The organism is Hydrogenophaga atypica, from assembly GCF_042665215.1.
Classification (GTDB): Bacteria; Pseudomonadota; Gammaproteobacteria; order Burkholderiales; family Burkholderiaceae_C; genus Hydrogenophaga; species Hydrogenophaga defluvii_A.
Genome location: NZ_JBHTCA010000009.1, coordinates 95,165 through 116,816 on the forward strand (window position 1 = coordinate 95,165; position 21,652 = coordinate 116,816).

A 21,652-nucleotide genomic window follows, 5' to 3' on the forward strand; every position below is an offset into this window, starting at 1 on the left:
AACAAAAAAATGCCCCGCCGGGGTAGGCGGGGCGCTTATCTTAGCCCGGCGAGATCACATTCTCGAGGGCATCCAGGTGACGATGCCCGGAAACCACCACAGCAGCAACAGCGCCAGCACCATGATGAAGAAGTAGGGCATGCACACCTTGGCGATCCAGGCGATGTCGCGTTTTGTCATGCCTTGCAGCACAAACAGGTTGAAGCCCACAGGCGGTGTGATCTGCGCCATTTCCACCACGATGACGATGAAGATGCCGAACCAGATCAGGTCAATGCCGGCGGCCGTGACCGTGGGGAGGATCACCCCCATGGTCAACACGATCATGGAAATGCCATCGAGGAAACAACCCAGCAGGATGTAGAACAGCGCCAGCGCGATCAGCAACACGCCGGGCGAGAGGTTCAGGCCGGTGACGAACTCGGCCAGGTGGCGTGGCAGGCCGATGTAGCCCATGGACAGCGTGAGAAAAGCCGCGCCCGCCAGGATCAGCGCAATCATGCAGTACAGCCGTGTGGCGCCCAGCAACGATTCCTTGAAGGAGCCCCAGTTGAGCGAGCCTTGCGCGGCCGACAGGATGAGTGCACCCACCACGCCGATGGCGGCGGCTTCGGTGGCCGTGGCAATGCCGGTGTAAATGGAGCCAATCACGCCAGCGATCAGCAACACCACCGGGATCAGGTGGCGCGATTCGGCCAGCTTCTGCGCCAGCGTCATGCTGGCATCGGCCTTGGGCACTTTGTTGGGGTTGAGCAGCGCCCAGACCATCAGGTGTCCGCTGAACAGCGCGGCCAGCATCAGCCCCGGCAACACGCCGCCCACAAACAGTTTGGCAATCGACACCTCGGCCGCCACACCGTAGACGATCATGATGATGGACGGCGGGATCAGCAGGCCCAGGGTGCTGGCGCCGCCCAACGAACCGACAATTTTTTCGGCCGGGTAGCCGCGCCGGGTGAGTTCGGGCACGGTCATCTTGCCGATGGTGGCGCAGGTGGCGGCCGATGAGCCAGACACCGCCGCGAAGATGGTGCTGCCAATGATGTTGGTGTGCAGCAGCCGGCCAGGCAGGGCGTTCACCCACGGCGCCAGGCCCCGGAACATGCTCTCCGACAGCTTGGTGCGGAACAGAATTTCACCCATCCACACAAACAGCGGCAGCGCGGTCAGCGTCCAGCTGCTGGCGCTGCCCCAGATGGTGACAGCCATGGCGTCGCCGGCCGGCCGGCTGGAGAACAGCTCCATGCCGATCCACGCCACGCCTGCCAAGGTGAGGCCAATCCACACGCCGCTGCCGAGCAGGGCAAACAGGGTGACGATCAACAGCGCGGTGATGGCCATGTCATTCATGGTGGGTCTCCTGGCCTTCGTTGTTGTGGCGCTGTCCGCGCAGTTCCAGCACCCATTCGTCGATGAAGGCGATGAACAGCACGGCCGTGCCAACGGCCATCATGATTTGGGGAATCCACAGCGGCGTGGCGTCGTTGCTGGTGGAGATGTCGTGGAATTGGTGCGATTGCCAAGCCAGACGCACCGAATAAAAGGCGAACAACCCGGCCAGCAGCACGGCCGCGCTCAGCGACCACAGCTCCAGGGCGCGTTTGGCCTTGCCCCGCAACTTGCCCAGAATGAGCGTGACGCGGATGTGCTCGTTGCGTTTGAGCGTGTGCGCCAGGGCCAGAAAACCCGCGCCCGCCATGGCGTAGCCGGCATAGGCATCGGTGCCGGGCACGTGAAAGTGCAACAGGCGGCTGACGATGGACAGCAGCACCATCAACAGCACACCGATCATGAACAGCGCGGCCAGCCAGGCGGCGCCATCGTACAAAGCGTCAAGCAGTTTTCTCATCCGGGTCATCCTTGCAAAAAAACAGCCCGGGGGTGTACCCGGGCTGCTGTGTGCCGTGGCCGTGTTGGCGCGCCGCTTACTTGCGGTACGCGCCCATCAGCGCCTGGCCTTCGGGGCCGGCTTTGTCCAGCCATTCCTTGAGCATGGTTTCGCCCACCTTTTGCATGTCGGCCTTGAGCTGCGCCGACGGTGTGTGGATGGTCATGCCATTGGCCTTGAGCTTGTCCAGCGACTCCACGTTGACCTTTTTCGACGCGTTCCAACCGCGCACTTCGGCATCGGCGGCGGCCTTGAGCACGGCGTCTTGTGTGGGTTTGTCGAGCGCGTCAAACGCCTTTTTGTTGACGATGACCGCGTTCTTGGGCAACCAGGCCTGGGTGTCGTAGTAGTTCTTGATGTGCTCGTAGGTCTTGGTGTCAAAGCCGGTGGAGCCCGAGGACATGTAGCTCTCCACCACGCCCGTGGCCATGGCCTGCGACAGTTCGGCCGCCTGCACGGTGACGGGTTGTGCGCCCACCAGTTCGGCAATGCGGGCCGTGGCCGGGCTGTACGCGCGCCACTTCACACCCTTGAGGTCGGCCGCCGACGCGATGGGCTTCTTGACGTAAATGCCTTGTGGCGGCCAGGCCACCGCGTACAGCAACGACATGCCCTGTTCGGCCAGCTTCTTCTCCAGCAACGGCTTTTGTGCCTGGTACAGCTTCATCGAGGTGTCGTAGCTGTCGGCCAGGAAGGGTAGGCCATCGGCGCCGAACATCTGCCATTCGTTTTGGTAGTTCACCAGCAGGATTTCGCCGATCTGCGCCTGCCCGCCCTGCACCGCACGTTTGATTTCGGGCGCCTTGAACAGGGCTGCGTTGGAGTGCACCGTGATCTTGAGTTTGCCGCCCGTGGCCTTGTCCACGTCGTTGGCGAATTCGACCAGGTTCTGGCTGTGGAAGTTGGTGGCCGGGTAGGCGGCAGGCAGGTCCCACTTGGTTTGTGCCTGGGCGGCAGTGCCCAGAGCCATGGCCGAGGCAAGCAGGGTGGCAGAGAACAGGCGACGCTTCATGAGGGCTCCAGAAAAGGATGGGGTGAAGTGTGTGTTCGGTGGCATCACCGACGTCACAGAATGTAGCCGCGTGGCGGGCCAGTGTGCTCCGTATTTTCCCTTGATGTCAACAAAATGTTGGCAATTTGTTGGTGAAATAACTAGACTCGCCGGCATGGCCTCAACCCGCAAATCGACACGAGCAGATTCCGTGCCCATCGTCTCGTCGGCGCACCTGGTGTCGCCGCGCAGCGCGGAAATGAGCGAGTTCGAGTTCGGCCTTATCGTGGCCGGCAACGCCTTCCACCGCTGGATCGTGCACTGCATGAGTGCGGCCGGCCTGCGCGATCTCACCCCGTTGGACGTGCTGGTGCTGCACCACGTGACGCACCGTGCGCGCGACAAGCGCCTGGCCGACCTGTGTTTCATCATGAACGTGGAAGACACCCACCTCATCAACTACTCGCTCAAGAAGCTGCAGGGCCTGGGTGTGGTGGTGTCGAGCAAAAACGGCAAGGAAGTGACCTACGGTCCCACCGAGCCGGGCCGGGCCTTCGTCGAACGCTACCGCGAGATCCGCGAAGACTGCCTCATCAACGCCCTGCGCGCCGACGACGCGCTCAACCACGACATTGGCGAACTCGCGCGGCTGCTGCGGGTTCTTTCCGGCATTTACGACCAGGCCGCAAGGTCTGCCGCATCTCTATGAGCAACACCCCTGAATCCCGTTGGCAGTTCTGGATCGACCGCGGCGGCACCTTCACCGACATCGTGGCCAAGCGGCCCGATGGGTCATTGCTGACACACAAGCTGCTGAGCGAAAACCCCGAGCAGTACCGCGACGCGGCGGTGGCCGGCATCCGCCACCTACTGGGCCTGCAACCCGGCGAACCCGTCACCCCCGCCCAGGTCGAGTGCGTGAAGATGGGCACCACCGTGGCCACCAACGCGCTGCTGGAACGCAAGGGCGAACCCACCTTGCTGATCACCACGCGCGGCTTTCGCGATGCGCTGCGCATCGCTTACCAGAATCGCCCGCGCCTGTTCGATCGCCACATCGTGTTGCCTGAGCTGCTCTACAGCCGCGTGATCGAGGCCCAGGAGCGCGTGGGCGCCCAAGGCGAATTGATCGAGCCGCTGGACGAAGCCCACCTGCGCGAGCGCCTGTGGGCCGCCTTTGACGCTGGCCTGCGCAGCGTGGCCATCGTTTTCATGCACGGCTACCGCTACACCACCCACGAGGCGCACGCCGCCGAACTGGCGCGCGAGATCGGCTTCACCCAGGTCAGCACCTCGCACGGCACCAGCCCGCTGATGAAGTTCGTGAGCCGGGGCGACACCACCGTGGTGGATGCCTACCTCTCGCCCATCCTGCGTCGCTATGTGGAGCAGGTGGCCAGCGAAATGCCGGGGGTGCCGCTCTACTTCATGCAGTCCTCCGGCGGCTTGACCGATGCCCACCGCTTCCAGGGCAAAGACGCCATTCTCAGTGGCCCGGCCGGTGGCATTGTGGGCATGGCCCGGACAGCGGAGATTGCGGGTCAACCCAAGGTCATCGGTTTTGACATGGGCGGCACCAGCACCGACGTGAGCCACTACGCGGGCAGCTTTGAGCGCGAGTTTGAAACCCAGGTGGCCGGTGTGCGCATGCGCGCGCCCATGATGAGCATCCACACCGTCGCCGCAGGCGGTGGCTCCATCCTGGCGTTTGACGGTTCGCGTTTTCGTGTAGGCCCCGAAAGTGCGGGCGCCAACCCCGGCCCAGCCAGCTACCGGCGCGGCGGCCCGCTGGCCGTGACCGATGCCAACGTGATGGTGGGCAAGGTGCAACCCGCCTGGTTTCCCAAGGTGTTTGGCCCCACCGCAACCGAGGCGCTGGACGCCGACGTGGTGCGCGCCAGGTTTGCCGAACTGGCCGCGCAGACCGGCCGCACGCCTGAGGACGTGGCCGACGGCTTCATCCGCATCGCTGTGCAGCAGATGGCCAACGCCATCAAAAAGATTTCGGTGGCGCGTGGCTACGATGTGACGCGCTACACCTTGCAGTGTTTTGGCGGCGCCGGTGGGCAACACGCCTGCCTGGTGGCCGACGCCCTGGGTATGACACGTGTGCTGGTGCACCCGCTGGCCGGCGTGCTCAGTGCCTACGGCATGGGCCTGGCCGATCAGACCGTGATGCGCGAACAGGCGGTGGAGGCGCCGTTGTCGCCCGAGGCACTTCAGGGCATTGCCGCGCAGCTGGAGGCCCTGGCCACCGAGGCGCGCACCGAACTGAAGCAACAGGCCATTGGCGATGGTGCCATCGCGGTGCACCGCCGCGTGCACGTGCGCTACGCGGGCAGCGATTCGGCGCTGGTGGTGGCATTTGCCGACGACGTGGCCGCGATGCAGCGCGCGTTTGAGGCCGCCTACCGCCAGCGTTTTGCCTTCCTCATGACCGGCAAGCCGCTGGTGGTGGAGGCCGTTTCGGTGGAGGCCGTGTTGGCGGGCGACGCGCCGGCCGAACCCATGTTGGCGCTGCAGTCGCAACGCGCATTTCCAAAGCGCGACACCGTGCGTCTCTACAGCGAAGGCGCCTGGTTCGACGCCGCCCTGGTGGTGCGCGAAGACCTGCGCCCCGGCGACGAAATTGCCGGCCCGGCCATCATTGCCGAGAAAAACGCCACCACGGTGGTGGAGCCTGGCTGGGTGGCACGCCTGACCGAACGCGACCACCTGCTGCTGGAGCGCCGCGTGGCCCGCGCCCAGACCTACGCCGTGGGCACCACCGCCGACCCGGTGCTGCTGGAGGTGTTCAACAACCTCTTCATGAACATCGCCGAGCAGATGGGCCTGCAACTGCAGAACACGGCGTACTCGGTCAACATCAAGGAGCGCTTGGACTTCAGCTGCGCGCTGTTCGACAGCGAAGGCCACCTGATCGCCAACGCGCCGCACATGCCGGTGCACCTGGGCTCCATGGGCGAGAGCATCAAGACCGTGATACGTGAGAACGCCGGGCGCATGAAACCAGGCGATGTGTATGTACTCAACGACCCCTACCACGGCGGCACCCACCTGCCCGATGTGACGGTGATCACGCCGGTCTACATTGCCGACGAACCACAGCCCACGTTCTATGTCGGGTCGCGTGGCCACCACGCCGACATCGGTGGCAGCACGCCGGGCTCCATGCCGCCGTTCTCCACCCGCATCGAAGAAGAGGGCGTGCAGATCAACAACGTCAAGCTGGTGGACCAGGGGCATTTGCGCGAGGCCGAAATGATCGCCTTGCTGCAAAGTGGGGCCTACCCCAGCCGCAACCCACAGCAGAACATGGCCGACCTCAAGGCGCAGATCGCCGCCAACGAAAAGGGCGTGCAGGAGCTGCGCAAGATGGTGGCGCAGTTTGGGCTGGATGTGGTGCTGGCCTACATGGGCCACGTGCAGGACAACGCCGAGGAGTCGGTGCGCCGCGTCATCACACGGCTTAAAAACGGCCAGTTCACCTTGCCGCTGGACAACGGCGCGCAGATCAGCGTGGCGGTGCGTGTGAACGTGGCCGAGCGCAGCGCAGAGATTGACTTCAGTGGCACCAGCGCGCAGCAGACCAACAACTTCAACGCCCCCACGGCGGTGTGCATGGCGGCCGTGCTGTACGTGTTCCGCACGCTGGTGGACGACGACATCCCGCTCAATGCCGGGTGCCTGAAGCCGCTGAAGGTCATCATCCCGCCAGGCTCCATGCTCAACCCCAACCCGCCGGCCTCGGTGGTGGCGGGCAACGTTGAAACCTCCACCTGCATCACCAACGCCCTCTTTGGCGCGTTAGGTGTGATGGCCGGCGGCCAGCCGACCATGAACAACTTCACCTTCGGCAACGCGCGGCACCAGTACTACGAAACCATTTCGGGCGGCAGCGGTGCGGGTGGCGTGTTCGACGACGCGGGCCGTGTCGTCGGGGGCTTTGACGGCACCAGTGTTGTGCAGACCCACATGACCAACTCGCGCCTGACCGATCCCGAGGTGCTGGAATTCCGCTTCCCGGTGCGGCTGGAGAGCTACGCCGTGCGCGCCGGTTCGGGTGGTGCCGGGCGCTGGAAGGGCGGCGACGGCGGCGTGCGCCGCGTGCGCTTTCTGGAGCCCATGACCGCCAGCATCCTGTCCAACGGCCGTGTGCACCCGGCCTTCGGCCAGGCCGGCGGGCAACCCGGTTCGCCCGGCATCAACCGCGTCGTGCGTGCTGATGGTCGGGTGGAGGACTTGGCCCACATCGGCTCGGCCGAGATGGCCGAAGGCGACATCTTTGAGATCCACACCCCCGGCGGCGGTGGCTTCGGGCTGCCGCAATGACAGGCGTGTTGCTCACGGGCTTCGAGCCCTTCGGGGGTGACCTCGTCAACCCATCTGCGGAGGTGGTGACGGCGTTGAACGGGCAACGTGTGGGTGGCCATGACGTGACCGGTGTCGTGTTGCCGTGCGTCTTTGGTGCGTCGCTGGACTTGCTGCGCGCGCAGTTGCGCTTGCGTGACTGGTCGGTGGTGTTGTGCCTGGGGCTGGCGGCCAGCAGGCCCGTGTTCTCTGTCGAGCGAATTGCGATCAACGTCGACGATGCCCGCATCCCCGACAACGCCGGGCAACAACCCGTGGACAGCCCGGTGGTGCCCGGTGGACCAGCGGGCCTGTTCAGCACCCTGCCCATCAAACGCATGGTGTCCGAGCTTCAGGCTGCCGGTTTGGGTGCCGAGGTGTCCCAGACCGCTGGCACCTACGTCTGCAACCATGTGTTTTATGGCTTGATGCACTGGGCCAGCACCCAGGCCAGGCCGCCGCGCTGCGGCTTTGTGCATGTTCCGGCGCTCAGCCACACGCCCTTGACCACGCAGGTGGATGCGGTGAGGCTGGCGCTGCGCGCCGCGCTGGCGGCGGGCGACGATATCCGCACCACGGGCGGCGCCATCGAGTGATCGGTCGCCTCGTGTGGTGGTTCTACTCCCGGGGGTTGCGATCCCCTTGCGGGTGGCCACGGTGAGGCCAAGTCCCCTGGCTCCTGTTAACATTTGTTGGCAATGAACCGCCTCGCTGCGGTTCACAGGGAGCTGACGACGCACCGGGTGACACCGGCAGTGCGCGGCGTGCCGGGTACCCGTTTGGGAGGACGTCAACATGGTGGCCATTCAGCGCCGGCTGGACCAGTCGGTGCAGCGCACGCTTCGCTGGATATTCGCACTGCTGGGTGGCATGGCCGTCATCGCGTTTGCCGCGTGGGTGGTGTTCGGGCAGTTTCAGATCGCCATGCTCAACACGGTCTACGACGACCGGGTGGTGCCGTTGCGCAGCCTCACGCTGATCGCCGACACCATCAACGTGCGCATTCCCGGGCGTTACCACAGCGGTGAATACGACGCCAAAGCGAGCCCGTCCCCGACGGACGATTGGGCACAGATCGAAGCCCTGTGGAGCGCCTACATGCTGACCTACCTCACGCCGAAAGAGGCCTTGTTGGCGGCGCAGGCGCGGGCTTCGCTGGACGACCTGCGCGTGCGCCTGCTGGAGGTGGGCCTGGACCGCAGCTTGGGCACCGGCCAGGACGGTGCCCACTATGTCCACGCGCTGCGCATTTTCAATGAACGTTTCACGGCTTTGTACGAACTGCAGGTGGACGTGGCACTGGAGAGCCTCAACCGCGCCCGCACGGTGACCCACTGGGCCATTGTGCTGGCCGCGCTGGCCCTGGTGCTGATGTTGTTGCTGGCGATGTTGGCCTTGAAGCTCATTTCCCAGCGGGTGATTGCGCCAGTGGAATGGGTGGCACGTTCTCTGCAGCGGCTGGCCGAGGGCGACGTGGCGGTGCAACAACCCCGCTTTCCCTTGAGCGCCGAGTTCTCCGAACTGCTGGACCAGATGCACCGCGTGCGCCAGTTTCTGGGCCAGCGTCAGCAACTGCTGGAGGAAGAGCAGGCCGCCAGCCAGCGCCTGCGCGACACGCAGACCGAGCTGGTGGAGGCCGAAAAATTGGCGTCGCTGGGCAGCCTGGTGGCGGGCGTGGCGCACGAACTCAACACACCGCTGGGGGTGTCGGTGGAAGTGGCCAGCAGCCTGGAGGCAAAGCGCAAACGGTTTGCCTCGGCCTTGGCCGAGGGGGGCATCAAGCGCTCCACGCTGGAGGGCTTTCTTGCCGATGTGCAGCAAGCCAGCGACTTGCTCACGCAGAACCTGGCCCGGGCGGCCGGCCTGGTGAGCAGCTTCAAGCAGGTGTCGGTGGACCGCGCCGGCTCGCAGCGCCGGCGTTTCGATCTGGCCCGCACGCTGGACGAGGTCTTGGCCTCGCTGCGGCCCAGTTTGCGCGGCAAAGGCATCGCCGTGGAGCTGCAGGTGCCGGTCGGCATTGCACTCGACAGCTATCCCGGCGCGTTGGGGCAGGTGGTCACCAACCTGATCAACAACGCCGCGGTCCACGCGTTTGCGGACGAGGAACCCGACCCAGCCCATGGGCGGTGCATCTCGCTGGCGTGTTTCGAGGCCGCGCCGGGGCTGATCGGGCTGCGCGTCAGCGACAACGGCCGCGGCATGAGCGAGGAGGTGTTGAGCCGCGTTTTCGAACCCTTCTTCACCACACGTCTGGGCCACGGTGGCAGCGGGCTGGGCATGGCCATTGTGCGCAACATCGTGGTCGGTCTGCTGGGCGGTCGGCTCCAGGTGCGCAGCGAACCGGGCGCCGGCACCACCATCGACATCCAGCTGCCGCCCAGCGCGCCCCAGCGCGACCACACCCATGATTCACAGGAGGCCGTGATTTATGCCGTCCATTGACGTTGGCCCTGAGGGCGCCGATCCGAGCCACGAAGCCCAGGCGGATGGCGACGACATCTTGCTGTTCGAGGACGAGACCGTCACGGTCAAAAGCCTCAGCGCGGGTCGAACCCCCTGGCGTGTGCTGGTGGTGGACGACGAGGAGGATGTGTTTCGCGCCACCGCCTTCAGCTTGCGCGACGTGGACATCGACGACCGCCCACTGGAGCTGCTTCAGGCGCGCTCTGCACGCCAGGCGCTGGAGACCGTGGCGCACGAGCCCAACATCGCCGTGGTGCTGCTCGACGTGGTGATGGAGTCTGAAGACGCCGGTCTGAAGGTTGTCGAACGCATACGCGCCATGCCGGGACGTGAGGCGCTGCGCATCATTCTGCGCACCGGCCAGCCCGGCTATGCGCCGGAGCTGGACATCATCCGCCGCTACGACATCAACGACTACAAGACCAAGGGCGAGCTCAGCCAGGTGCGGCTGGTCACCTCGCTGACGGTGGCGGTGCGCGGTTACCACCAACTGGTCAAGCTGCAGGCGCACCAGCGTGGGCTGGAAAAGGTGGTGGCCGCCTCGGGTACGCTGGTCACGCAGCGGCACTCCATGCAGAGTTTTGCCGAAGGTGTGTTGACCCAGATCTGCGACATCAGCGAATGCCTGCCCCAGGGCGCGGTGGTGCTGCGCGGGCGCGACACCGGTCAGCGCGACGGCCATGTGGTGGCGGCTGCAGGTGTGTACCGCGATCTGGTCGGGCAAACGCTGGACCGCTTGCCGGCCCCTTTGAAGCAGTGTCTGGGCCTGGATTTCGGCCGTTCGGTCACCACCGTCGCCGGCTTCGAGGCGGTGCGCATCCATTCCGTCAGCGGCGATGACCTGGTGGTGCTGCTCACCGCCCAGGGGCCACTGGACGATGTGGCCCGCCACATGCTCGAAGTGTTCGCCTACAACATCTCCCTGGGCCTGGACAACGTGCAGGTGTTTCAGGACATGGAACACCTCGCCCACCACGACGTGGAAACCGGGTTGCCCAACCGGGCCGGTTTCCGCCGTGGCCTGCAGCCGCTGGGGGGCTTGTTTGCCCAGGTGCAGATCGATGAACTGGAGGACATCCGCGGCACGCTGGGCGAAGCCGTCACCTCGCAATTGATCGCCGAGGTCGGGCACCGCTTGGCCCGAGAACTGGGCCACGAGGCCCGCGTGGCGCGGGTCAACGGGGACCGCATCGCATTGGCCTTGCCCCCGGGCGACCTGGGCATGGCCCGCGAACGGGTGCTGGCCGTGCTGGCACGACCCGTGGCGGTGGCTGGCCTGGAGTTGCAGCTGCCCATGGGGGTGGGTTGGTCTGTCGGTGGCGATTCGGTGACACAGGCCATCGATGAGGCGGGCCTGGTGGTGTCGCGTCTGCCCGGTGGGCGCCAGTTGCGCAGCGGGCGCTGGACGGAGGCGTTGGGCAACGAAGTCCGCAGCCGGGTGCGTTTGCTGAGCGATCTGCAGGACGCACTGGCGGAAAACCGGATCGAAATGTGGTTGCAACCCCAGGTGCGCCTGAGCGATGGACAGGCGATCGGGGCCGAAGCCCTGGTGCGCTGGCGCCGGCGCGACGGCAGTCTGGTGATGCCCGCTGAATTCATTCCCATGGCGGAACAGACCGGCGCCATCCGCGACCTGGGCGAGCGCGTGACGGCGCAGGCGGTTCAAACGCTGGCGAGCTGGCCGCAATCCTCACTGCGCATCTCGGTCAACGTCAGCATGCGCCAGTTGGAGGAAAGCAGCTTTGCCGACTGGTTGGTGGCTTTGTGTGAAACCCACGACGTGCCGTTTCGGCGCCTGCGCCTGGAGATCACCGAAACCGCGTTCACACTCGAACACAGCCAGGTGCAAGACTCGCTGGAGGCTTTGATCGGCCACGGTTTCGAGCTTGCCATCGACGATTTTGGGACCGGGCACTCCAGCCTGGGGCGCTTGTTCGAACTGCGCTTTCAGGAACTGAAAATTGACCAGAGCCTGGTCAGCGGGCTGGAGCACGACGAGCGCGCGCGCAAACTGGCGGCCATGATTGTTGAGCTGGGCCGTGATTTTGGCGTCGAAGTGCTGGCCGAGGGTGTGGAGACCGAAGCGCAGTTGAACCACCTGCGCGACATTGGCTGCCACCTGGGGCAGGGCTGGCTGTACAGCAAGGCCTTGCCGCTGACCGAATTTTCGCAACGTTATTGCGCCACAATTCAAGGACAGGGAGTTTGAGATCTTTTTGGGACACGCCCATGTTCAAACACCTTGCCTGCCTGATCGCCCTCACCGTCTCTGCCGCCGTGTCCACCCACGCACAGGCGGAAGGCCCCTCCTGCAATGCCGCCGCTGCCGAGAAGAAGCTGGCCGGCGCAGCCAAAACCTCCTTTCTCAAGAAGTGCGAAAAAGACGCCACGGCCAGCTGCCAGGCGGCTTCGAAAGAGAAGAACCTGCATGGCGCCGCCAAGAACAGCTTTGAGAAAAAGTGTGTGAAGGACGCCGTGGGCTGACGAAGGTCAATGCGGGCCGAGGGGCTTGTGTGTAGTCTCGCTGCCAATGACGGAAGAGCTGGACAAACTGCGACGTTTGCTTGATGAGCAGTCGCACGCCCTGCAGGCAAGCCGTCAGCGCCTGCAGTCTGTCGAGGCCGAGAACCTGCGTTTGCAAACCATCCTGCGGCTGCAGGAGCAGCAGATCTTTGCGATCGACCAACACACCATTGCCTCCGCCAGCAACCGAGCCGGCGACATCGTCTACGCCAACGACCGCTTTGTGGACATCTGTGGCTATTCCCGCGAGGAATTGCTCGGCGCCAGCCACCGCATCGTCAATTCGGGTGTGCACCCACCCGAGCTGTTTCGCGACATGTGGCGCACCATCTCATCGGGGCAGGTGTGGAAGGGTGAGGTGTGCAACCGCCACAAGAATGGCAGCCTGTACTGGGTCAACGCCACCATCGTGCCGTTTCTCGACGAATCCGGCCGGCCCTACCAGTACTTTTCGGTTCGCACCGACATCACGCCGCTGAAGCAGGCACAACGCTCGCTGCAACAAACGGTCGTGGATTTGGGTGAGCGGGTCAAGGAGTGGACCTGCCTCAACGCCGTGACCCAGGCCCTGCAGGACGACGCGCTGAGCGATGCACAGGCTTTGTCGGCGGTGGTGGGCCTGATTCCGCCCGGTTGGCTGGTGCCGGCGTCCACCTGTGCGCGGGTGCGCTGGGGCGATCTGGTGTGCACGTCGCCCCATTTTTTCGAGAGCCCATGGCGCCAGGTGGCGCAGCTGTCCAGTGCGCATCGGCAGGTCGAAGTCGAGGTGTTTCGTCAGCCTGTCGAGGGCGTGGACAAGCCTTTTCTGCCGGAGGAGCAAACCCTGCTGGACAGCATTGCGATGCAGATTGGCCAGGCCATGGAACGGCGCGAGGCTCAGCGCGAATTGCGCATCGCCCGCGACGCTGCCGAAGCCACCAGCCTGGCCAAAGGCGCCTTTCTGGCCAACATGAGCCACGAGATCCGCACGCCCATGAACGGCATCATTGGGATGAGCCAACTGGCGCTGGAGGCGCCCAGCGACAACGAGCGGCGCGAACACATGCTCATCGTCAAGCAGTCGGCCGAATCGCTGCTCGACATCATCAACGACATCCTCGACTTTTCGAAAATCGAAGCCGGCAAACTGGCGCTGGAACAGGTGCCATTTGATCTGCGCGCCAGTGTTGAGTTGGGCTTGCATGCGCTGCGCATGCGGGCGCAGGAAAAAGGCTTGGTGCTGACCTGCCGCGTGGACCAGGCGCTGCCACGCCAGGTGGTGGGTGACCCGACCCGGCTGCGCCAGGTGCTGGTCAACCTGATCGGCAACGCGATCAAGTTCACCGCCCGTGGTGAGGTGGTGCTCGACATCGGTTGGGGGCCAGCGATGGCGACGGGCATCTTGCTCCGGTTCACCGTGCGCGACACGGGCATAGGCATCGCACCCGACAAGCTGGAGAGCATTTTTGATGCGTTTTCGCAGGCCGACACCTCCACCACCCGCCAATACGGTGGCACCGGGCTGGGCCTGACCATCACCCAGCGGCTGGTGACCCTGATGGGCGGCCAGTTGCGGGTGCAGAGCCAGACGGGGCAGGGCACGACCTTTGACGTGCTGTTGCCCATGGGCCTGAGCGATGCCGAGGCCACGGCGGCGCCGGTCAAAGGGCCGCAGGCGGTGGATGCGCCACACATCGCCGCCAGCCTGCGGGTCTTGCTGGTGGAAGACCACCCGGTCAATCAAAAGCTGGCCAAGCACTTGCTGCAACGCTGGGGGCATCAGGTGACGCTGGCCCACAACGGCCAGGAAGCGCTTGACGCCGTGGGTGCAGGCCAGCCCTTTGACCTGCTGCTGATGGACATGCAGATGCCTGTGATGGACGGCATCGAAGCCACCCGCCACATCCGCACACTCGAGGCGCTCAAGGGTTGGCCGGCCGTGCCCATCATTGCCATGACCGCCAACGCCATGCAAGGGGATCGCGACGATTGCCTGGCCGCTGGCATGAACGACTACCTCTCCAAACCCATGCGCCCGGATGAGCTGAGCGACAAGCTCGCGCTCTGGGCGCCCACCAGGCCTTCGCCATGAGCCAAACCACCGTCTCCGTTTCACTGACCCAACAACAGGACTACCGCTTTCTGATCGAGTTTGGCGCGCCTGTGCCCGCGTTGGTGGGCGATGAGCCGCCACCGCTGGGCGCCTCTGCCGGGCCATCGCCGGTGCAACTGCTGGCGGCCTCGGTGGGCAACTGCCTGTCCGACTCATTGCTGTTTGCGCTGCGCAAGTTCAAGCAGGCGCCCGAGCCCATACGCACCCAGGTGTTGGCCGAAGTCGGGCGCAACGCCGAAGGGCGGCTGCGTGTGCTGAGCATGGCGGCCGACATGCACCTGGGCGTGCCGGCCGCGCAGCTCGATCACCTGCAGCGCGTGTTGGACACGTTCGAGCAGTACTGCACCGTCACCCAAACCGTGGGTGCCGCCGTGCCCATCGCGCTGCGGGTGTTTGACAGCAACGGCCAGCCTCTCAAGTGAGGCCGGTGTGGGTCAGTGGCCTGCCGCGTTGTTGGCCTCAAGCGCCCGCCGCTTGGCGCGGGCACGCAGGTTCAACGCCTCCACGGCCAGCGAAAAGGCCATGGCCGCGTAGATGTAGCCTTTGGGCACTTCCTGGTCGAAGGCTTCGGCGGTCAGCGCCATGCCCACCATCACCAGGAAGGCCAGCGCCAGCACCTTGACGGAGGGGTGGCTCTCAACAAATTCACCGATCGGTTTGGCGGCAAGCAGCATCACACCGACCGACACCACCACCGCCGCCACCATCACGGACAGGTTGTCCACCATGCCGACGGCTGTGATGACCGAGTCGAGTGAGAACACGATGTCGATGATGGCGATCTGACCGATGATGGCCCAGAACAGCTTGGTTCCGGCGGCCTTCATCGCGGCCGGATCGGTTTGTGGCGGCACATCCTGTTCACGCGCCTCGACCTCGACAAAAATTTCGTGCGAGGCTTTGTAGAGCAGGAACAGGCCACCGAACAGCAACACCAGATCGCGCCCGCTGATGCCCATGCCCATGACCGAGAACAGATCGGCGGTCAGCCCCATGATCCAGCTGAGGGTGAACAGGAGCGCCAAGCGCGACAGCATGGCAAATCCCAGACCCAGGCGGCGGGCTTTGTCTCTGAGGTGGGGTGGCAAACGGCCCACCAGGATGGAGATGAAGATGATGTTGTCGATGCCCAGCACAATTTCAAGTGCGGTGAGCATGGCAAATGCAATCCAGATGTTGGGATCCAGCAGGAAGTCCATAGGTAAAGTGGCCCGAAAAAACAAAGGTGATCGGCAGCGGAACGCCACCGGCATCGGCGCGGCCCTGAACGGGCTGGCCGTTGTCAAACGCGAGCGACGGCGGGCGGCGGGCGTTGTGGCCCCTCAAGCGCGGGCGGCTCGACGAGTGGGCGCAATGGGGCCCTGGGCGTGGCCAAGGCCGGCGAGGCTGGCAGGGTGGCATCGGCCACCAGCAGCCACTCAGGCGATTCGGTCGGGGGATCACTCAGGCCCTGATCGGGCGTGTGGCCCTGGAGGTCGTCGCCCCTGGGTGGGCTCAACCACTCAGAGAGCTGCTGGGACGCCTGCTCTAACCCGGGACCTGGCAGGGTGCTGGCATGGGCGTTCACGAAAAAGCCCACACAAACGAAGAAGTGCAGGGCGATGAGCGCGGTCAGCCAGCGGCGCATGGTGACAAGATTGTAGGTTTGTGATGCGCCAGATGGGGTGATCTGGAGCGGTGATGGGAATCGAACCCACGTTATTTGCTTGGGAAGCAAGAGTCCTACCATTGAACGACACCCGCGAAGGCGCGTAGTTTACTTGATGAATTCCCTGGGCCAGATGCACCCCGAAACAGCTGGCCGCCACGCCGCCGTGCCACTGCTGCAGCTTGACATAGTTTGACAAATTGATAACAGTGCACATCAAGGGGTGCCAGCCCGGCACTTCAAACCACGCACCGTGGCGAGCCGGTTGGCGCGTCATGCAGATGTGATGTCAATGCCCGAGTCTGTGGATCTCAACCACATCCTGTTTCAGGAAAACCCCGACGCGGCTTGTGTGCTGTCGATGGACGGCTTGGTGCTCGCATGGAGCCCTGCGGGCGAGCGCATCTTCGGCTACCCGGCCAGCCAGATACTGGGGCAGCGGTATGCCGAGCATTTGGTGCCGCCCGATCAGGTGGACGAGTTTGAGCACCGCTGGCGCCAGCTGGTTGGTTCCGAGCACGTCGAGTTTGAGGCGGTGCGGCGGCGTGCCGACGGCTCGTTGCTGTTCGTGGATGTGTCATGCCGGTGTGTGCGGCCTGGGGCTGATCGGTTGCCGGTGCTGGTGATGGCCGAGAAGGATGTGACGGCGATCAAGGTCCAGCGTGACGCCAAGCTCATGGAAGCTCGGTTCCGCGATCTGTTGGAGTCCACGCCCGACGGCATCGTGATGGCCAACGCCACCGGCCACATCGTGATTGCGAACAGCCAGGCTGAAAACCTGTTTGGCTATGGCCCTGGGCAGCTGCGGGGTGTGGTGGTCGATCAGCTCCTGCCCGAGCGTTTTCGCAAAGCCCACGTGGGGCACCGCTCGCGCTACTTTCTGCAGCCGCGCAAACGGGCCATGGGTTCGGGGCTGGACCTCTGGGGTCGTCGCCGCGACGGCAGCGAGTTCCCGATCGAGATCAGCCTGAGCCCGCTGCGCACCGACGACGGCAGTTTTGTCATGAGCGCGGTCCGCGATGTCAGCGAACGCAAGCACATCGAGCGCACCTTGCAGGAAAAGAACCTGGAGTTGGCCCGTGCCAACGAGGCCAAGGACCGCTTTCTGGCCAGCATGAGCCACGAGTTGCGCACCCCGCTGAACGCCATCATCGGTTTCACTGGCACCTTGCTGATGCGACTGCCCGGCCCGCTAAACGACGAACAGGCCAAGCAGTTGGGCACGGTAAAAAGCAGCGCCAAACACCTGCTCGCGCTGATCAACGACCTGCTGGATGTGGCCAAGGTCGAAGCCGGCCAGCATGTGCCGGCCATCGAGACGGTGGACCTGCGTGAACTGGTGGAGGGCGTGCTGTCGACCTTATCGTCGCAGGCGCAGGCCAAAGGCCTGGACTTGTGCTTCGAGGCAGCGCCTGGCCCCGTGGTGTTGCCGACCGACCGCCGACTGGTCACACAGATCGTCATCAATCTGGTGGCCAACGGCATCAAGTTCACCGACCGGGGTGGGGTGTTGGTGGCGCTGAGTGCGCAGCCCGGACCTGGCGCGTTGCCGGTGGTGGAGATCAAGATCACGGACACGGGCATCGGCATCCCGCCCGAGGCGCTGGACAGACTGTTCGATGCTTTCAACCGGGGCAAAACGGCGGCCATTGCGGGCATCGAAGGCACAGGTCTGGGCTTGCACCTGAGCCAGCGGCTGGCCCATGCCCTGGGGGGCACCATCACGGTGGACAGTGTGCTGGGGCAGGGCAGCTGTTTCACGTTGCGCCTGGGGGGTTGACATGGCGTGCCGCGTCCTGCTTGTTGAAGACAACCCCGCCAGCCTGGAGCTGATGCGTTATCTGCTGCACAGCGGCGGCTACCAGACGCTGTTGGCCAACAACGGTCAGGAGGCGCTTGAGCACCTCTCCCGCGCCTTGCCGGATCTGGTGCTGACCGACATCCAGATGCCTGTGCTGGACGGCTATGAACTGCTCTCGCACATCCGCAGCAACCCACGCACCCGTGGTTTGCTGGTGGTCGCGCTGACCGCCTACTCGATGCCAGGCGATCACGAGCGGGTCATCGGGGCGGGTTTTGATGGCTACATGTCCAAGCCCATCGATCCCGAAACCATTTTGGATGAACTCCGGCATTTTCTGGGTCGGAGTGCGGCAGGTGGCACCTGCGGCGATCTGGACTGAAAGCGGCTCATGGCCCGCGTCCTTGTCATCGACGATGTGGCGACCAACAGGGACGTGCTGATTCCCCTGCTGCATTACCTGGAGCATGAAACGGCAGAAGCGGCCGATGGTGCACAAGGGCTGGCGCTGGTCCACAGCTTCCAGCCCAACCTGATCATCTGCGACATCCTCATGCCCACCATGGATGGTTTTGAGTTCGTCAAACGCCTGAGGCAGGACCCCCAGGCCCGGTCCACGCCGGTGCTGTTCTATTCGGCCACCTTTCTGGAAGACGAGGCATGGGTGTTGGCGCGCAGTTGTGGTGTGGTCAACGTCATCACCAAACCTTGCGACCCCGAAATCGTGCTCGACATCGTCACGGCGGCCCTCGCAAGTCCAGGCACCGCGGTGGATCAGCCCAGCTCGGACGTGTTGTCCTCCACCGAGTTCGATGCGGAACACCTGCGCCTGCTGTCCAGCAAACTGATTGAAAGCACCCAGCAGTTGCATGGCGCGAACCGGCGCCTCGCGGCGCTCACCGATCTGTGCGCAGAAATGGCCGGCGAGCGCGACCCCGTGGCGCTGTTGCAGCGCTTGTGCCATGGGGTGCGAAGCTTGTTCGGTGCCCGTGTGGCGGTGTTGTTTCTGCGGCAGGGTGAGCTGCAGGAGGCGCCCACCTGCTACACCTCTGGCGTGCCCGATGCCGACAACGCGCGCTGGTTGGCATGGGCACGGGCGCAGACGTGGGGGAAGGGGGCGCCACTGGTGGCCAACGTGGTGCGCTGGTCGTCTCTGAGCGCCGCCACCGAACTGGCGCTGGTGCCATGGGGCCACCACGAAGCGCCCCGCCACGCGCTGGCGGCACCGCTCACCACACCGGACCACAACCTGGGCTGGCTGATGTTGATCGACAGCGTGGGTGACCACGCGTTCAGCAGCGAGGACGAAACCACGCTGACCGTGCACTTGCGGCAGGCCTGCCGCATCTACGAAAACAGCTACCTGCATCAGCGCCTGCGGCAACAGCTGACGCGGTTGCAGAAGGAGGTGGCCGTGCGCCAGCAGGCCGAGCACTTGCTCAACCTGTCAGAGCGATTCAACCGCTCCACCCTCAACGCGCTGGCGGAGCAAATCTGTGTGTTGGACGCGGGTGGTCAGGTGCTGGCGGTCAATCAGGCCTGGAAAGTGTTTCGCGACACCTTGCCCGATCCGACCTGGCGGCCCGCAGAGGGTGTGGACTTTTTTGCCAACGGCCGCCGCCAACCGACCGCTGCGGTTGACAGTATGGCGGCCTTGCGCAGCGGTGTGCGTGAGGTGTTGTCGGGGCGCCAGGCGGTGTTTTCGCTGGAGTACCAGATCACGGACCGCGTCCAGGAGCGCCACTGGTTTGTGGCCAGGGTGACGCGTTTCGAGCTGGACCAGGCGGTGCGCGTGGTCATCGCCCACGAGGACATCAGCGAGCGCAAGGAAGCGGAGTTGCGTGCGCAACGCTTGCACCGCGTGACCTCGGTGCTCAGCGCCATCAACGGCCTGATCGTGCGCGCGACCGACACCAACGAGCTCTACCAGGAGGCGTGCCGCATCGCCGTCGAGACCGGGCGGTTCCTGCGCGTGTGGGTGGGCCTCATGGACCCGGTGACACAACTGCCGGTCATGGTCGCCTGGTGTGAAGGCGAACGCAGCCAGGGCTACTTTGCGCATTTCGCGCCGCGTCTGAGCACCTACCTGCAGCGGGACGACGCGCGTTTTCTCAAGCTGATGCAACACCAACGGCCGGTGGTGATCAACAACCTCCAGAACGACAACTGGATGGGCCTTGCGCCACGCAGCCAATACTGGCACCTGCGTGCCATGGCTGTGTTTCCGCTCACAGACCAGCACACCACGGTGGGCTGGCTGGCGTTGCACGCCGAAGAAATCAACGTTTTCGATGCCGAGGAGTGCCGCCTGTTGTCCGAGCTTGCGGGCGACATCTCATTTGCCATGGCGCACATCCGGCAATCCGAGAACATGCAGCGCCTGGCCTACTACGACCAGCTCACAGGCTGCGCCAATGCCAGCCTGTTCGGCGAACGCCTGAGCCAATCCATCGCCATGGCCGCCACGGTGGGCCAGTCGCTGGTGCTGGCCATTCTGGACATCGACGGTTTCAAGTCCATCAACGACAACCTCGGCCGCCACGTGGGCGACAAGCTGCTGGAGCAGGTGGCCCGCCGTGTGCTGGAGGTGACGGGCGATGCCTCACGCGTGGCCCGCGTGGGCGCTGACCAGTTTGCGCTCATGCTGCCTGGCGCCCCTGGCGACTTCGAGTTGCTGCGGCTGTCGCAAATGTTGTACGAGCGGGCCTTTGCCCGTGAGTTCGCCGTGGGCGCCGACACCTTGCAGGTGGGGGCGCGCGTGGGGTTGGCCATTTATCCACGGGACGGCGAGACCGCCGATGCGCTGTTCGGACACGCCGAAGCGGCGCTCAAACGCGCCAAGGGCATTGCCGAGCGGGTGGTTTTTTACGACGCCAGGATGTCGGCCGTGGTGGCCGAGAAGTTCGACACCGAGCGCAGGCTGCGCCAGGCCTTGCAAAAGGGTGAGTTCGAGCTGCACTACCAGCCCAAGTACCTGTTGAGGTCAGGGCACATGGGCAGTGTGGAGGCGCTGATCCGCTGGCGCAGCGCGGCCGGTCTGGTGCCGCCTGCCACGTTCATTCCGCTGATGGAGGAGTCGGGCCTGATTGTGGAGGCGGGCAAGTGGATACTGATGCAGGCGGTGACGGACCGCCAGGCCTGGCTGGCCACGCTGGGCGAGGCGCCTCGCGTTTCGGTGAACGTGGCGGTGCAGCAACTGCAGGACAAAGGTTTTCTGGACGTGGTGCAAGAGGCGCTGGCCGTTGGCGGTGCCGATCCTGGCTTGGACATCGAGATCACCGAAAGCGGTTTTGTCGATGATGTCGAGCGCACCATCGACACGCTGCGCCGCGTGCGCGACATGGGTGTGGGGCTGGCCGTGGACGACTTCGGCACGGGTTACTCGTCTCTGGGCTACCTGGCCCGCCTGCCGCTGACCGAACTGAAGATCGACCAGGGTTTTGTGCGCGCCATGCTGACAGACCCGGCGTCCTACACCCTGGTCAGCTCCATGGTGTCGCTCGCCAAGGCCCTGAAGATGTCGTGTGTGGCCGAAGGGGTCGAGACCCCTGCCCAGGCCCAACGCTTGTTTGAGCTGGACTGTGATCAGGTGCAGGGCTACCTCACCAGCCGCCCGGTACCAGCGGGCGACGTGCCGGTGCTGTTCCGGCGCAGCGCCGATGAGGTGCTGCGCCTGCTGCGGGGCCAGGCATAAGGCTGGGTGGCGGGCTCAGCGGCCGGATGGCCTTATTTGAGGATGTCGCCCACACAAAGGTACTTGATCTCGACATAGTCGTCCATGCCGTGGTGCGAACCCTCACGGCCCAGGCCGGACTGCTTGACGCCACCAAAGGGCACGTGTTCGGTGGCGAGGATGCCCACGTTGATGCCCACCATGCCGTACTCCAGCGCCTCGG

The 21,652-nt window shown here is 64.7% G+C and carries 17 protein-coding genes and 1 tRNA gene; 11 read left to right on the forward strand and 7 right to left on the reverse strand.

All coding sequences use genetic code 11. The features are described 5' to 3' along the window. Positions 1 to 54 precede the first annotated feature (54 nt). The 3 genes from ACFQPB_RS13585 to ACFQPB_RS13595 all read right to left on the reverse strand — a co-directional run bounded on the left by ACFQPB_RS13585 (position 55) and on the right by ACFQPB_RS13595 (position 2,900). Positions 55 to 1,350 (reverse strand): TRAP transporter large permease, encoded by a 1,296-nt coding sequence (locus ACFQPB_RS13585; RefSeq protein WP_382224168.1) that lies wholly within the window; start codon positions 1,348 to 1,350, stop codon positions 55 to 57. Further along, positions 1,343 to 1,849 carry a TRAP transporter small permease gene (locus tag ACFQPB_RS13590; RefSeq protein ID WP_382204029.1) on the reverse strand — a complete coding sequence of 169 codons (507 nt, stop codon included), beginning with the start codon at positions 1,847 to 1,849 and terminating at the stop codon, positions 1,343 to 1,345. The genes ACFQPB_RS13585 and ACFQPB_RS13590 overlap by 8 nt, the downstream gene beginning before the upstream one ends. 76 nt (positions 1,850 to 1,925) lie before the next feature. Beyond that, positions 1,926 to 2,900 carry a TRAP transporter substrate-binding protein gene (locus ACFQPB_RS13595; protein ID WP_382224171.1) on the reverse strand — a complete coding sequence of 325 codons (975 nt, stop codon included), beginning with the start codon at positions 2,898 to 2,900 and terminating at the stop codon, positions 1,926 to 1,928. 154 nt (positions 2,901 to 3,054) lie between these two features. On the opposite strand from ACFQPB_RS13595, the gene ACFQPB_RS13600 reads away from it, so the two are divergent. From ACFQPB_RS13600 to ACFQPB_RS13635, 8 genes are all read left to right on the forward strand, one after another. Next, positions 3,055 to 3,588: a winged helix DNA-binding protein gene (locus ACFQPB_RS13600; protein ID WP_382224174.1), complete on the forward strand. Its 534-nt coding sequence runs from the start codon at positions 3,055 to 3,057 to the stop codon at positions 3,586 to 3,588. Continuing rightward, a complete protein-coding gene (locus ACFQPB_RS13605; protein WP_382224177.1) occupies positions 3,585 to 7,211 on the forward strand; it encodes a hydantoinase B/oxoprolinase family protein in 3,627 nt (1,208 codons plus the stop codon). Before ACFQPB_RS13600 ends, ACFQPB_RS13605 begins: the two co-directional genes overlap by 4 nt. After that, positions 7,208 to 7,825 carry a pyroglutamyl-peptidase I gene (gene pcp, locus ACFQPB_RS13610; protein ID WP_382224180.1) on the forward strand — a complete coding sequence of 206 codons (618 nt, stop codon included), beginning with the start codon at positions 7,208 to 7,210 and terminating at the stop codon, positions 7,823 to 7,825. The genes ACFQPB_RS13605 and pcp overlap by 4 nt, the downstream gene beginning before the upstream one ends. 199 nt (positions 7,826 to 8,024) lie before the next feature. Then, positions 8,025 to 9,671, forward strand: a complete 1,647-nt coding sequence (locus tag ACFQPB_RS13615) for an ATP-binding protein (protein ID WP_382224182.1) — start codon at positions 8,025 to 8,027, stop codon at positions 9,669 to 9,671. After that, entirely contained in the window at positions 9,658 to 11,901 is a 2,244-nt protein-coding gene (locus ACFQPB_RS13620; protein WP_382224185.1) for an EAL domain-containing response regulator, read from the forward strand. Before ACFQPB_RS13615 ends, ACFQPB_RS13620 begins: the two co-directional genes overlap by 14 nt. Before the next feature lie 20 nt (positions 11,902 to 11,921). Continuing rightward, complete coding sequence (locus ACFQPB_RS13625; RefSeq protein ID WP_382224188.1) at positions 11,922 to 12,176, forward strand: PsiF family protein; 255 nt, start codon at positions 11,922 to 11,924, stop codon at positions 12,174 to 12,176. Between the two features lie 46 nt (positions 12,177 to 12,222). Continuing rightward, entirely contained in the window at positions 12,223 to 14,286 is a 2,064-nt protein-coding gene (locus ACFQPB_RS13630; protein ID WP_382224191.1) for a PAS domain-containing hybrid sensor histidine kinase/response regulator, read from the forward strand. Continuing rightward, positions 14,283 to 14,729 (forward strand): OsmC family protein, encoded by a 447-nt coding sequence (locus ACFQPB_RS13635; protein WP_382204046.1) that lies wholly within the window; start codon positions 14,283 to 14,285, stop codon positions 14,727 to 14,729. The genes ACFQPB_RS13630 and ACFQPB_RS13635 overlap by 4 nt, the downstream gene beginning before the upstream one ends. Before the next feature lie 12 nt (positions 14,730 to 14,741). On the opposite strand, the gene ACFQPB_RS13640 is transcribed toward ACFQPB_RS13635, so the two are convergent. The 3 genes from ACFQPB_RS13640 to ACFQPB_RS13650 form a co-directional block, all read right to left on the reverse strand. Beyond that, the gene (locus tag ACFQPB_RS13640) at positions 14,742 to 15,506 is read right to left on the reverse strand and encodes a TerC family protein (RefSeq protein ID WP_382224194.1); all 765 of its coding nucleotides are present in this window, start codon (positions 15,504 to 15,506) and stop codon (positions 14,742 to 14,744) included. Positions 15,507 to 15,589: 83 nt separating this feature from the next. Continuing rightward, positions 15,590 to 15,934: a hypothetical protein gene (locus ACFQPB_RS13645; RefSeq protein WP_382224197.1), complete on the reverse strand. Its 345-nt coding sequence runs from the start codon at positions 15,932 to 15,934 to the stop codon at positions 15,590 to 15,592. A 43-nt stretch (positions 15,935 to 15,977) separates the two neighbouring features. Continuing rightward, positions 15,978 to 16,050 (reverse strand) — tRNA-Gly (locus ACFQPB_RS13650). A 197-nt stretch (positions 16,051 to 16,247) separates the two neighbouring features. Between ACFQPB_RS13650 and ACFQPB_RS13655 the strand changes: the two genes are divergently transcribed. From ACFQPB_RS13655 to ACFQPB_RS13665, 3 genes are read left to right on the forward strand one after another with little or no spacing between them, the layout of a single operon-like run. After that, positions 16,248 to 17,735 (forward strand): PAS domain-containing sensor histidine kinase, encoded by a 1,488-nt coding sequence (locus tag ACFQPB_RS13655; RefSeq protein ID WP_382224200.1) that lies wholly within the window; start codon positions 16,248 to 16,250, stop codon positions 17,733 to 17,735. Between the two features lies 1 nt (position 17,736). Then, positions 17,737 to 18,138 carry a response regulator gene (locus ACFQPB_RS13660; RefSeq protein ID WP_382224202.1) on the forward strand — a complete coding sequence of 134 codons (402 nt, stop codon included), beginning with the start codon at positions 17,737 to 17,739 and terminating at the stop codon, positions 18,136 to 18,138. A 9-nt stretch (positions 18,139 to 18,147) separates the two neighbouring features. Beyond that, positions 18,148 to 21,450: an EAL domain-containing protein gene (locus ACFQPB_RS13665; RefSeq protein ID WP_382224204.1), complete on the forward strand. Its 3,303-nt coding sequence runs from the start codon at positions 18,148 to 18,150 to the stop codon at positions 21,448 to 21,450. Between the two features lie 32 nt (positions 21,451 to 21,482). Here the strand turns inward: ACFQPB_RS13665 and ACFQPB_RS13670 are convergent. Then, positions 21,483 to 21,652, reverse strand: a 170-nt coding sequence (locus tag ACFQPB_RS13670) for an aldehyde dehydrogenase family protein (protein WP_382224210.1), incomplete at its 5' end; no start/stop codon positions are given.